General features: G+C 32.4%; 10 protein-coding genes. 3 read left to right on the forward strand and 7 right to left on the reverse strand.

The window, feature by feature from the left end; translation table 11 throughout:
• Nucleotides 1–217: 217 nt before the first annotated feature.
• From secA to ACFX5D_RS05680, 5 genes are all read right to left on the reverse strand, one after another.
• Entirely contained in the window at nt 218–3595 is a 3378-nt protein-coding gene (gene secA, locus ACFX5D_RS05660) for a preprotein translocase subunit SecA (protein ID WP_379857274.1), read from the reverse strand.
• An 84-nt stretch (nt 3596–3679) separates the two neighbouring features.
• Nucleotides 3680–3901 carry a DUF2795 domain-containing protein gene (locus ACFX5D_RS05665; protein WP_007138072.1) on the reverse strand — a complete coding sequence of 74 codons (222 nt, stop codon included), beginning with the start codon at nt 3899–3901 and terminating at the stop codon, nt 3680–3682.
• A gap of 161 nt (nt 3902–4062) precedes the next feature.
• Nucleotides 4063–4632: a cob(I)yrinic acid a,c-diamide adenosyltransferase gene (locus ACFX5D_RS05670; RefSeq protein ID WP_379857275.1), complete on the reverse strand. Its 570-nt coding sequence runs from the start codon at nt 4630–4632 to the stop codon at nt 4063–4065.
• 54 nt (nt 4633–4686) lie between these two features.
• Complete coding sequence (locus ACFX5D_RS05675; protein ID WP_379857276.1) at nt 4687–5544, reverse strand: ATP-grasp domain-containing protein; 858 nt, start codon at nt 5542–5544, stop codon at nt 4687–4689.
• Nucleotides 5545–5698: 154 nt separating this feature from the next.
• Nucleotides 5699–6385 carry an ABC transporter ATP-binding protein gene (locus tag ACFX5D_RS05680; protein WP_379857277.1) on the reverse strand — a complete coding sequence of 229 codons (687 nt, stop codon included), beginning with the start codon at nt 6383–6385 and terminating at the stop codon, nt 5699–5701.
• A 351-nt stretch (nt 6386–6736) separates the two neighbouring features.
• Between ACFX5D_RS05680 and ACFX5D_RS05685 the strand changes: the two genes are divergently transcribed.
• Nucleotides 6737–7420, forward strand: coding sequence for a hypothetical protein (locus ACFX5D_RS05685; RefSeq protein WP_379857278.1), 684 nt, complete (start codon nt 6737–6739; stop codon nt 7418–7420).
• Between the two features lie 51 nt (nt 7421–7471).
• Here ACFX5D_RS05685 and ACFX5D_RS05690 read toward each other — a convergent pair whose 3' ends face one another.
• Nucleotides 7472–8245: an O-methyltransferase gene (locus tag ACFX5D_RS05690; protein WP_379857279.1), complete on the reverse strand. Its 774-nt coding sequence runs from the start codon at nt 8243–8245 to the stop codon at nt 7472–7474.
• Nucleotides 8246–8536: 291 nt separating this feature from the next.
• On the opposite strand from ACFX5D_RS05690, the gene ACFX5D_RS05695 reads away from it, so the two are divergent.
• The gene (locus ACFX5D_RS05695) at nt 8537–8842 is read left to right on the forward strand and encodes a hypothetical protein (protein WP_379857280.1); all 306 of its coding nucleotides are present in this window, start codon (nt 8537–8539) and stop codon (nt 8840–8842) included.
• Between the two features lie 926 nt (nt 8843–9768).
• Here the strand turns inward: ACFX5D_RS05695 and ACFX5D_RS05700 are convergent.
• Nucleotides 9769–11631 (reverse strand): ABC-F family ATP-binding cassette domain-containing protein, encoded by a 1863-nt coding sequence (locus tag ACFX5D_RS05700; protein ID WP_379857662.1) that lies wholly within the window; start codon nt 11629–11631, stop codon nt 9769–9771.
• A 618-nt stretch (nt 11632–12249) separates the two neighbouring features.
• On the opposite strand from ACFX5D_RS05700, the gene ACFX5D_RS05705 reads away from it, so the two are divergent.
• Complete coding sequence (locus ACFX5D_RS05705; RefSeq protein ID WP_379857281.1) at nt 12250–13683, forward strand: sigma-54-dependent transcriptional regulator; 1434 nt, start codon at nt 12250–12252, stop codon at nt 13681–13683.
• Nucleotides 13684–13996: the final 313 nt, after the last annotated feature.

Raw genomic sequence — 13996 nt, forward strand, 5'->3', positions numbered from 1 at the left:
CCTTGCATTCACTACTGACGATATCAGAATTATCGCCCCAAAATTGAGAAGATTAGCTTGGTAAATTTCAGTCTTTTTTATTTAACTAATATATAAATTAATCGTTAAAAAATCTTATAAATAAGAATCAGTAATGATTTATTCGTAAATATAAAAAAATCCCCAACTGTTTTTTTACAATTGAGGATTTTATTATTTAAGGATAGTGTGTAAAATATTATTTATTCACAATAACCCATTGTCCTGAAGTGATTAAGCTTTCGGCTTTTTTGTATTTCATTTCTTGCGTTTGTCCGTTAGCCACGTTTTGAATGGTAACATTATCATTGCGATTGATTTTTGGCATATCTCTTACGATAGTTTCTGTTACTTGTCGTTGTTGCGTTTCTCCAGCGTTACGATTTTCATTTTCGCTATTTGGACCCGAAGTTGAAGACCGATCAGGCGAAGCAATTTCATCTTTACTCAATTTATAGTCTTCTTTTTGACGAACTTCTTTCGCTTCCTGAATTTGTTGATTTTGTTGAGCCGGTAAATCACCTTTAAATAAGAATGAAATCACTTCTTTATTTACATTGTCAAGCATTCCTCTAAACAAATTGAATGCTTCCAATTTGTAAATAAGTAATGGATCTTTTTGTTCGTGAACGGCAAGTTGAACCGATTGTTTCAACTCGTCCATTTTACGTAAATGTTTTTTCCAGGCTTCATCAACAATAGACAAAGTGATGTTTTTTTCGAAATCAGCAACTAATTGATTTCCTTTTGTATCGTATGCTTTCTTCAAATCAGTAACCACATTCAAGGTTTTGATGCCATCCGTAAATGGAACTACAATACGTTCAAACTGATTGTTTTTATCTTCGTAAACATCTTTTATTATAGGAAATGCTTCTCTGGCGCTTCTTTCTGTTTTTTCTGTATAAAATTCCAGCGTCGCTTTGTAAATTTTACCTGTCAATTCTATTTCTGTCAATTTACTAAACTCTGCTTGAGTAACCGGAGAAGTAATAGAGAAATAACGTATCAATTCGAATTCGAAATTTTTAAAATCGTTTGTCGCTTTATTTTCATCTACGATTAATTCGCAAGTATCATATAGCATATTGGCAATATCCAATTTTAAACGCTCTCCAAATAAAGCATGACGACGACGTTTGTAAACTACTTCACGTTGTGCATTCATAACATCATCGTATTCCAATAAACGTTTACGAACACCAAAATTATTTTCTTCTACTTTTTTCTGAGCACGTTCGATAGATTTTGTCATCATCGAATGTTGAATCACTTCACCTTCTTGCAATCCCATTCTGTCCATTACTTTAGCCACTCTTTCAGAACCAAACAAACGCATTAGGTTGTCTTCAAGAGAAACGTAAAACTGAGAACTTCCCGGATCACCTTGACGACCGGCACGTCCACGTAACTGACGGTCAACACGACGTGAATCATGACGTTCCGTACCTACAATCGCTAATCCACCTGCCGCTTTTACTTCGGCAGATAATTTGATATCAGTACCACGACCAGCCATGTTCGTAGCAATTGTTACAACACCTGGTTTCCCCGCTTCTTCAACAATCTGAGCTTCTTGTTTGTGCATTTTTGCATTTAATACATTATGCGTAACACCTCTCATTTTAAGCATTCGGCTTAATAATTCCGAAATCTCCACAGAAGTTGTTCCAATAAGTACAGGTCTTCCTGCATTTGATAATTGAGTTACATCCTCAATTACCGCATTGAATTTTTCCCGAGTCGTTTTATAAATGAAATCTTCTTTATCTAATCTGGCCATTCCTCTGTTAGTAGGAATTTCTACCACATCCAGTTTGTAAATTTGCCATAATTCACCAGCTTCAGTTGACGCTGTTCCAGTCATACCGCCCAGTTTGTTGTACATTCTGAAATAATTCTGTAAAGTTACCGTAGCAAATGTTTGTGTAGCTGCTTCGATTTTTACGTTTTCTTTGGCCTCAATTGCTTGATGTAATCCGTCAGAGTAACGACGACCGTCCATGATACGACCCGTTTGTTCATCTACAATCATGATTTTATTATCCATGATTACATATTCTACATCTTTCTCAAATAAAGCATAAGCTTTCAAAAGTTGTGTTAATGTATGAATACGTTCACTTTTTACACCAAAATCCTGAAATAATCTTTCTTTTTCTTCTGCCTCAGTATCTTTGTCTAGTTTTTTCTTTTCGATTGCTGCAATTTCAGTTCCAATATCTGGAAGAACAAAAAAGTTGGTATCATCAGAATCAGAGGACAAGTATTTAATTCCGTTGTCAGTCAATTCAACTTGATTATTTTTTTCCTCAATTACAAAGTACATACCTTCATCAATTTTGTGCATTTCACGATTGTTATCCTGCATGTATTGATTTTCGGTTTTTTGAAGTAATTGTTTAATTCCTTCTTCACTTAAAAATTTGATAAGTGCTTTGTTTTTCGGCAATGCTCTGTACGCTCTTAATAAGTTGAATCCACCTTCTTTAGTGTTTCCTTCCTTGATTAATTTTTTAGCTTCAGATAAGAAACCGTTAGCCAATTGTCTTTGTAAACTAACCAAGTTTTCAATTTTTGGTTTCATTTCCATGAATTCATGACGATCTCCTTGTGGAACCGGACCTGAAATAATCAATGGTGTACGGGCATCGTCAATCAAAACAGAATCGACCTCATCAACAATGGCATAATTATGTTTTCTTTGAACTAATTCATCTGGCGTGTGCGCCATATTATCTCTTAAGTAGTCAAAACCAAACTCGTTATTTGTTCCGTAAGTAATGTCAGCATTATATGCTTTTTTTCGTCCTTCAGAACTTGGTTGGTAATTATCTATACATTCTACTGTCATACCATGAAATTCGAATAATGGCGCTTTCCATGTGCTATCACGTTTAGCCAAATAATCATTTACAGTAACTAAGTGCACACCGTTTCCAGTCAAGGCATTTAAATAAAGAGGTAAAGTTGCCACCAACGTTTTTCCCTCACCCGTCTGCATTTCGGCTACTTTTCCTTCATGCAAAACCATTCCACCAATTAATTGAACATCATAGTGAATCATGTCCCAAGTAATTTCTTTACCCGCAGCACTCCATGAATTAGCCCAAATCGCTTTATCACCATCAAGGGTTATATAACTTTTTGTAGCAGAAAGTTCACGGTCTTGAGAAGTTGCAGTTACTTCTATTTGAGTGTTGTCTTTAAATCGTCTTGCTGTTTCTTTTACAACGGCAAAAGCTTCAGGAAGAATTTCCATCAACGTTTTTTCCGAAATATCGTATGCTTCTTTTTCAAGAGTGTCAATAGCAACATAGATATCTTCTCTTTTGTCAATATCTTCAATGCTTTCAACTTCTTGTTTTAATAAAGCTATTTTCGCATCTTTATCAACGCGAGCTTCTTTTATTCTATCTTTAAAAAAAGTGGTACGCGCTCTTAAGTCATCATTAGACAATGACATTAAGCTCGTTTCAAAAGTTTTAATTTTGTTTAGATACGGTTGTAAAGCTTTGACATCTTTTTGCGATTTATCTCCAACAAAGACTTTAATGATACTGTTTATGAAACTCATGATATGATTTTATTTCTGTTTGTAAAGTTGTGTAAATTTAACCAAAAAAAAAGCCTCTTTTGAGACTTTTTCTTGGTTTACTTTTTAATATTCATCCTCATTCCAAAGATAATCTTCGTCTGTAGGATAATCGGGCCAAATTTCTTCCATTGATTCATATATCTCGCCTTCATCCTCTATAGATTGAAGGTTTTCTACTACTTCTAATGGAGCTCCCGCTCTAATAGCGTAATCAATAAGTTCGTCTTTGTTAGCAGGCCATGGTGCATCACTTAAATAGGAGGCTAATTCTAATGTCCAATACATCTTTTGTCGATTTAGTTTTGTGCAAAAATAAATTTTTTACTGAAAAAGACAAGTAAAAAATCATTTATTTTAATAAAAAGTTAAGAACGTTTTTTTTGTTTAATGTTTCAGGTTTCACTTTTCAGGTTTCAGACTTGAAAACTGCGACTGAAAACTGTATATTATTTTCTCGGAATCCATTGAACTTCCTCCGCATCCAAATCACGGGACAACTTTCGTGCCAACACAAAAAGATAGTCAGAAAGTCGGTTGAGGTACTTGATTGCAATCTCGGCAACGGGTTCGTTATGGCTTAAATGCACTGCTAACCGCTCAGCTCGACGACAAACACAACGTGCTATATGACAATATGACACAGTAGTGTGTCCGCCAGGTAAGACAAAATGAGTCATTTGTGGTAACTCATTTTCCATGGCATCGATTTCGTTTTCCAGCAACTCAATATCAGTTTCAACAATACCTAATTTTTTTAAACGAAGTTCCCCGTTTTTCAGTACTTCTTTTTCAGGAGGTGTTGCAAGAATTGCTCCAACGGTAAATAACCGATCTTGAATTTCAATTAAAATTTCTTTGTAATGAATATTCATTTCCTGATCCCGAATTAATCCAATATGCGAATTTAATTCGTCAACAGTTCCGTAACTTTCTATTCGAGCGTGGTCTTTTGGAACTCGAGTTCCTCCAAAAAGTGACGTTGTCCCTTTATCTCCCGTTTTTGTATATACTTTCATTTATGCGATATCAGTTTATTCTTTAGATCAACTTATAAAATGTAAACAACAAATTTAGGCTATTAATTCGACTATAGAAGATACAAATCGTTCCAGTGCACCGTCAGCGATATCAAAATATAAATCGGGCTCGATACATTCAATTTCCATTAAGTATAATTCGTTGTTTATTATAATTCCGTCGACTCTGGCATATAATAATTTTTCAGCGAAGGTATTCACGATATTTTGTGCTTTTTCAATTAATTCCTGGCTAGGTAGAACCAAACTGTATTTTCCGCCAAATTGTGATTGCACCCTAAAATCGCCATCTACCGGTTTTTTATTAACGCAATGAGAGAATTTTTTATTAAAAAAGATAAAGGAAGTTTCACCCAATGTTTGAATTTCTGGCATGAATTCCTGCAAAAGCAATTCTTTTTCTTGTGCTAAATTTTTGTAATCAGCGTTTATTTTTTGAATATCGGCTACTTCAAAGACTTCGGTGAGATAGGAACCGGCGGAAAAAGCTGGTTTTATAACCGCTTTTTTCCAATGTGAAGGGATGAGTTCAGCAAGATTAAGCGAATTTGTTTTGTCGATGAAAACAGTAGGAAGGATTGGGATTCCCTGCTTTTCCATTTCACGCAAATAAAATTTATGTTTGTTTTGCTTGATTATTTCAATTGGATTAAGGGTTTTAATTCCTAATTTTTCTATATGGTCAAGCCAAAGATTGAACTCGGTTTCTTTTTCGAAATAATCCCAGGTATTACGAAAAATTAGATAGTCAAAATTGCTCCAATTGATGGTTTTGTCACTCCAAATTACAGGTTTTGCCACAATATTATGTTTGGCTAATTCTGGAATTAAAAGTTGGTCTGCAGCAGTTAATTCAGGAAGTTTTTCGCAGGTTAATAAAGCGATTTTCATTTTAAGAGATGTATTATTTTGAATTTTAATTGTTGTTGTGATTTGGATTGTTTAGCCCGGATAGAAGTGGAAATCCTTTTTCTTGTAATTCTTGCGAAGAAAGAATTACAAGAAAAAGATTGTAACGTATAGCCGGAAATAGCTCCTAAAAAAACTATTTAACAGTATCGCTTTCGATTATGCCATCTCTTAAACGGATAATTCGGTGTGCGTAAGCGGCAATCTCTTCTTCGTGAGTTACTAAAATCACGGTGTTTCCGTTAGCGTGTATATCGCCAAAAAGTTTCATGATTTCAAGCGATGTTTTGCTGTCTAGATTTCCTGTAGGCTCATCGGCAAGGATAATTGACGGTTTGTTGACCAAAGCACGTGCAATTGCCACGCGCTGGCGTTGTCCACCCGAAAGTTGATTGGGTTGGTGATCCATTCTATCGGCAAGATTTACTTGGTCTAATACTTCGGAAGCTCGTTTATTTCTCTCTGATTTAGAAAATCCTGCGTAGATCATCGGTAAAGCCACATTATCCAGTGCTGTTGTTCTGGGTAAAAGATTGAAAGTCTGGAAAACGAAGCCTATTTCTTTGTTACGGATTTCGGCTAATTCGTCATCTTTCATTTTGCTGACATCTTTTCCGTTCAAAACATACGTTCCTGAAGTTGGCGTGTCCAAACAACCCAAAAGATTCATCAAAGTTGATTTTCCGGAACCGGAAGGTCCCATTAACGCAACATATTCCCCTTTGTTTATTTCTAAATCAATGCCCTTGAGGACATAAACGATTTCGTTTCCGAGAACAAAATCCCGTTTTATATTGGATATTTTAATTAATGGATTGGCCATTGTGGTTTTAGATTTTATGGATGCTGTTGAGATTTTAAAAGTACAAAAGACTTTTGGATTACAAATAAGTAGTTGTTTTTTTAATTTGTTACAGTATTGCTTAAAAATTGGAATTCAAAATGGGTTTAATATGTGCTTAAATTATTTTTTTAAGTTTTTGTTTAATTTTAATAAGTATAATGACAATTTAATGTTTTATATAATTTTATTAAAAAGTTATATAATTATCACTATATTTTTGTTTATTTCATAATTTATTTTATTATTTTCATAATTTTTGGTTAATTATTGAGTTTTTTGTAAATTGCAATACATTTGTACAAGAAATATTTTTAATTAAATCACTAAATTATGAAAAGTAGAAATTTATTATTAGGAGCAGCAGTAATCGCATTAGGATTTACATCATGTAAAGACGAAAAAGCAACAGAAGCAGAGAAAAAAGTTGATACCTATGTTGTTTATGTCGATTCAATTGGAAATGTTGCTGAAGCCGATGCTAAAACAAATTGGGAAGCAATTGATGCTTCATACCAAATGAGAATTAATGATGCAGAAGCTGCTTTAGAAAATTTAAAAGATAAAGAAAAAGCGCAGGAAAGAATAGATGCAAGTAAAGCTAAGTATGCTGTGTTAAGAGCTAAAATGCAAGCTGATATGGAAGTAAAAGAAGAAGTTTCTTCAACACCTGCTCCAGTTAACTCAAAACAAAAATTGAGAAATGCTTTGTTTGGACAAGGAAAAATTGGAGATGATATGAATTTTAATTGGGTAAATAAAGACAATATTCATAGTGTTTACCAACAGTTTATTCATACTGCTGAAGACAATAAAGACAGTTATTCTCGTGAGGATTGGGACGAGATAAAATTAATGTATGAAGCGTTAGACAGTAGAAAAAATACAGTTGAAAAAGAAGGACTTTCTTCTGAAGACAATAGAAAAATTGCTGGTTTGAAATTTAAATTTGCTCCAATGTTAAAAGTAAATAGAATGGGAGCAAAATCTGAAGAAATGAAAGAAGCAAAACAATAAATAATTGTTGGTTTAAGTAAGAAATGATTGTCAGTAATGGCGATCATTTTTTTATACCCGAATTGTAAAATGCTCTTTTGGCTGCTCTTTTCTAAAAAATACTAATCCCCATTGAAATGTATCGATGGTAACGGTAACTGCCGGATGTTTTTTTATGATTTCCCACGATTCTTCCATTTCTGACGACCAATGAATGTCATCGAAAATCCAAACGGTTTCGTTCGTAATTGTGGGCAATAAAAATTTAAAATAGTCTAAAGTGGCTTGTTTTTGATGGTTGCCGTCGAAGTAAATGAGCTTAAAGTTTAAAGTTTGACATTTACGGAAATAAGCGTTGAATGATGTTACTTCCGAATTTATATTAGTTAAAGCAAATTGTATAAATTGGGTTTGAGCTATTTTTGCCGTCTCCGGACAACCTTCTAAAGTAGTTATTTTTGCATTTAAATTTCCTAGAGAAAGCGCGGAAGTGGCCAACCCTAATGAAGTTCCAATTTCTAAAATATTTTCAGGCTGGAAATAATTGACAATTCTAAACAGCAATTCAGCTCGTTTCAGGCTAATTCCAGCAGTTTTTGCAATCTTGGAAATTTCTCTTGTACTAGATTTAAAAACTTTTGATCCTGCACCGAAATCAGTGACTTCAATTGTATTGTGTTTTTTTAACAGTGAATTTCGATACTTTTTTAGAATAGGATATTCCGGTTTTGTTTTTGTGTCATAAAAACATTTTGTAATCAAGGTGAATACAAAAGGGGAGTGCACTGCATGTTCGTTTTTAGAATGCCAAAGAAATTGTAGGTACGTTTTGATCTGGAATAGCATAGCGTTTAGGAGACAGTGTTACACAAAGTGGGCACGAAGATACAAAGCGATTTTACAAAAGAGGAATTATAATTATATATTTAAAACGGTATTTTGCTTCTTTTTTATTTAAACTTAAAAGAAATAGGAGGGGCCTTGGTATCATTATACTAATTAATTTTGCCAGTAATTAATAATTTAAGGGCTGTTATTCTGCAGTTTTCTTTTTTTTTGTTATCTTTAATTTTGAATTCAGCAACTATAAAAGTTGAGCATAAATTTTAATTTAATCACATTTTAATTTTAAATACGATGGTAATAGAGTATCAAGGGGAACAAAACGGAATTCAGACAAAATTTACTATAAGAATCATCGGGAATAATCTATCGAAAACGAGTTCTAATTACCAAATTGATTTTCTGGTAGGAGACAAGCAATTGCCAACTTTTAAGACCTTAATTCATAAGAGGTTGTCAAACTGTTTGAAAGAAGTGTACTTGTTTCGTAAACATAACGGTATCAAGTTTGACGCTACTACTGAAAAAGTAGCGCCAAAATTAACAATTTACGATTCGATTTTATACAACTACCACAAACATACCTTGTTTATGGCATAAGCCATATGTAAAGGACAAGTTTATAAAAAAAGCCACAACAGAATTAGATTTTGTTGTGGTTTTTGTTTGCTTTTACAACTAAATTTTAATTTTTGGAATTCAGTTTTAGTAAATATGTCAATTTTAAACTTTTAATAAGAATAAAATCTGACTTTAGTTTAATTAATCAATAAGCGTCCATGCTTACGCTAAAGAATAATAAGTATTATTTTCCCTTTTTAGGGGACTGAAGTGCATATGCAAATCCAAGGCCAAACAACAATGTTATAAGTCCTGCGAAATATGGGATTAAGTCAGACATCTTTATTGTTTTGTATCAGTTTTAAATAAATGCCGAACGCTAATATGGAAGGAACCCAAATTCCAATAAAGATGGCTTGCTCTTTATTTCCCTGAAAGTATAAAATTTCTGAGAAAATCAATGAAAGAAAGGCTGCTACAAATAGCAGCTTATCAGATAATGTAAATTTTTTTAACATTTTTATTAATTTAAAAATTATCAAGTGAAGCTATTAAAATTTACTGAGAATTGATTATTCCTATTGTTGTTTTATCAAATTATTAAGTATTGTTTAGCAGGTAGGTTTTTTAGAATAATAAAGATACTATTGATTATTAATTCAAATTAATGACAAGAATCCGTACATCCTAATATTTGCTTGTCTTTTTGGGAGTAAAAAAAATAATAAAACTACAAAATAGTAGTTTACAAAATTGTTTAAAATATTGCTGTACTATTTCTTGGTAAACAGTTTAAGTTCCTAAAACAGCCCTAACATTTTTAGCGGTAACGCTAAAAATGTTAGGGCTGTTCAATAAAATAATTCGTAGCGCTTATGTCATTTCGACGAAGGAGAAATTACATAACGAGAGCAACTAATGTGATTTCTCCTTCGTCGAAATGACAAGCTAGTCACAATGAAACTCTATCCTTCTATTTTCGCACTCAGCTCAAACCATCTTTCCTCTTTATCTTCGATTTTATTGATGATATTTTTCAATTCATTTGCTTTCTTTTCAATGTCACTTTCCCCAATTTTTCCTTCTGAGAATAATTGCTCAATGGCTATTTTTTGAATTTCTAAATCCTTGATTTCTCTTTCCGTTTTCTGGAATTCTTTTTGCTCGTTGAAAGTCAGGTTTCCTGTTGGATTATTTTGTTTCCAGTCTTTTTTGTCCGCTTTGTTGTCCTCTTTTTGAGCAACGTCAACACTGTCTTCATAGGCTCTAAAATCAGAATAGTTTCCTGGAAAATCTTCCACCACACCATCACCTCTAAAAATGAATAAATGATCTACAATTTTATCCATGAAATATCGGTCATGTGAAACCACTACCAAACAACCTGGATAATCCAAAAGGAAGCTTTCTAAAACATTCAGCGTTACAATATCTAAATCATTCGTTGGCTCATCCAGAATCAAAAAGTTTGGATTTTGAATCAAAACCGTACACAAGTACAAGCGTTTCAATTCTCCTCCGCTCAATCTATCCACAAAATCGTATTGTTTTTTAGCATCAAACAAGAAACGCTCTAACAATTGCGAAGCCGAAATCAATTTTCCTTTCATCAACGGAATAAATTCTCCGTATTCCTTAATCACATCAATAACACGTTGACCTGGTTTTGGGTTGATTCCGCTTTGTGTATAGTAACCTACTTTTATCGTTTCACCAATCACCACTTTTCCACCATCAAGTGGAATAGTTCCGGTCAATAAATTTAAGAAAGTAGATTTTCCGGTTCCATTTTTCCCAATGATTCCAATACGCTCACCACGTTGAAAATCAAAACTGAAATTATCCATGATCACATGATCCTTGAATTTTTTGGAGATTTTGTGAAGCTCGATAATCTTGCTTCCCATGCGTTCCATATTAATTTCCAGTTCTACTTTGTTTTCGCGACGGCGGCTTTGCGCTTTTTCTTTTATATCATAAAAATCATCCTGACGCGATTTCGATTTTGTCGTTCTCGCTTTTGGCTGACGGCGCATCCACTCCAATTCTTTTACAAAAAGATTTTGCGCTTTATCCACACTCGAATTTTCAGATGCGATGCGTTCTTCTTTTTTCTCTAAATAATAGGAGTAATTTCCTTTGTATTGGTATAATTTTCCGTTGTCTAATTCAATGATTTCATTACAAACACGCTCCAGGAAGAAACGGTCGTGCGTCACCATAAACAACGTAATGTTTTCTTTGGCAAAATAGCTTTCCAGCCATTCAATCATCTCTAAATCCAAGTGATTCGTAGGTTCATCCAAAATCAATAAATCAGGACGATTAATCAAAATGATAGCTAGCGACAAACGTTTTTTCTGTCCACCAGAAAGATTTTTTACTTTCAATTTGAAATCTTCCAACTTCAATTTGAACAAAATTTGCTTGTACTGCGTTTCAAAATCCCACGCATTGTGCTGATCCATTCCGTCAAAAGCTTTTTGGTAAGCTTCTTCATCCTCCGGATTTTCTAATGCTTTTTCATACGCTTCAATCACTTTCAAAGTCTCATTATCCGAAGCGAAAATGCTTTCTTCAATTGTCAATTCTTCCTGCAAATTATTATTTTGCGACAAGAATGCCATTTTGATGCCTTTTCTCAAAACAACTTGACCGGTATCGGACTCTTCTAAACCATTAATGATACTCATAATAGTGGTTTTTCCAGAGCCATTTTTGGCTATAAAAGCTATTTTTTGGTCTTTATTAATTCCAAAAGAAATATTTTCAAAAAGCGTTCTCTCACCAAAAGATTTCGAGATATTTTCAACAGATAAGTAATTCACAGGGCTAAATTTTTTGCAAAAGTAAGCTATTAAATGTCCATTCGCCAATTGTTTAGTTGATTCTAAGTTTTCATTAACAATTATTGTTTCAGATAAATTGGTTAGAAATGTGCTTAAATCGAATTGATGCAACTTTTGACGGATATTTATAATTGGTTTTCTTACTAAATTTTCATTGGTCAAATAATAGAGAAGTCCGGCTGGGGTCCTGATGCCTTCCATCTGATGAAATGGAAGTGCAATATTAATTTTTCTCTTATTTCCGGAAAAGAAACCGGAATTCTGATAATGGTAAAATAGATAAATGAAGATAAACATTTACTGTAGCCAGCAAGAACTAGTAGTTTTTTTTGAGGTAAGTGGGTTGCTGAGGTATTCATTCCTTCACATAATTAGGATTCTTTCAGCTGTGCAATACAGTTGCCGGGAATTTTTGGAATAGTATATACACTTGTTTATTATTTTAAATAAATTTAATACAACTGGTTATCATAATGTTTTGCAGTAGTAAAAATAATGGAGACAAACTTAGAACTATTAAACCGGCAGAAAATTATATTTAAATAAAAAATATTTAACATAAAAAAATATTTTATAGTAAGAAATTTAACTAATTTTATGAAATTTATAATAAAAAAAAATAAAAAAAAAACTTCATGTATTATTTTTAGTGTTTATTTGAATAATAATTTTATTCAAATAAAACCAATGTCCATACTAAAAATTTTTATCGTTGAAGACGATCTTTTTTTTGGAGAAACACTAAAATACCATCTAAAATTAAATCCTGATTTTGATGTAAATCTATTTCAAACAGGAAAACAATGCATTAGTAATTTATATCAAAAACCAGATGTGATTTGCTTAGATATCGGATTGCCTGATATAACTGGAGATATACTATTAAAACAAATTCAAGAAACTAATGATAAAATTCCAATTATTATAATTAGTGGACAGGAAGAGATTGAAGTCGCCGTGAATTTTTTGAAATCTGGTGTTCTTGATTACATAGTCAAAAATTCACATACCAAAGATTTACTTTGGAATTCGATAATTAAAATTAAAGAAAACCTAAAATTAGTTCAAGAAGTTGAAGAATTAAAAGAAAAATTAGAACAAAAATTTAGTTTTGAAAAAATAATAATTGGTCAAAGTGATGGAATTAAAGGTGTTTTTAATAAAATTAATAAAGCCATCAATACTAATATAAATGTTTCGATTAGTGGAGAAACAGGAACAGGCAAGGAAGTTGTTGCCAAAGCTATTCATTATAACTCTGATAGAAAAAACAAACCTTTTATAGCTGTAAATATGGCTGCTATCCCTAAATATTTGATTGAAAGTGAATTTTTTGGACACGAAAAAGGAGCATTTACCGGAGCAACCGAAAGGAGCATCGGAAAGTTTGAACAAGCTGATGGCGGAACTATTTTTTTAGATGAGATTGCTGAATTAGATTTAAATCTTCAAAGTAAGTTATTACGTGTTCTTCAAGAAAGAGAAGTAGTTCGCTTGGGGGGTACAAATGCTATAAAATTTAATACGCGATTAATCATAGCAACTCATAAAGATTTATCTCAGGAAGTAAAGAAAGGAAATTTTAGGGAAGATTTATTTTATAGAATAATTGGTTTACCAATAGTCTTACCCCCCCTTCGAGACAGAGGAAATGATACGTTATTATTAGCAAAACACTTTATCGATTTATTTGTAAAAGATAATAAAACCAAGCCCATCGTTATATCAAAAGATGCCAAACAAAAACTAATAAAATATCCTTTTTATGGAAATATTAGAGAGCTAAAATCTGTGATTGATTTGGCATGTGTTATGTGTGAAGGAAATGAAATTCTATTAGATGATCTTACCTTTATAAGTATAAATAATACTGATTTTTTTCTTTCGGAAGAAAAAACATTAAAAGAGTATACAAATGAAATAGTTTTACATTACCTAAAAATAAATAATAATGATGTCGTTAAAACGGCAAAAAAATTAGATATAGGAAAATCTACTATTTATAATCTAATTCAATCTAAAGTAATTTAAAGAGATAAAACTGTTAAAGTAGACATTGGGCGTGCCATCATTTCCCAGTAACAAAACCACTTTATTTACTCTATCCAACTTTAAATAAATAAAAATCTTTATAGCTAATAAGTAAGGAATCATTACCATCCGTGTTCCTAAAAAGTGAAATTTTATTCCTATTCAAGATATTTATATATTATGATATAAAGCTTGAATGAAAAATAACGATTTCATATTACTTAAAAAAACAAATAATAGCTCCCTCCTTATGTATAAAATGAAATTCCTCCAGACATAAACAAATAAAATTCAGCACATACAGTTTAAACAA

Source organism: Flavobacterium fructosi (genome assembly GCF_042787335.1).
In the GTDB taxonomy this organism is placed as follows: Bacteria; Bacteroidota; Bacteroidia; order Flavobacteriales; family Flavobacteriaceae; genus Flavobacterium; species Flavobacterium fructosi.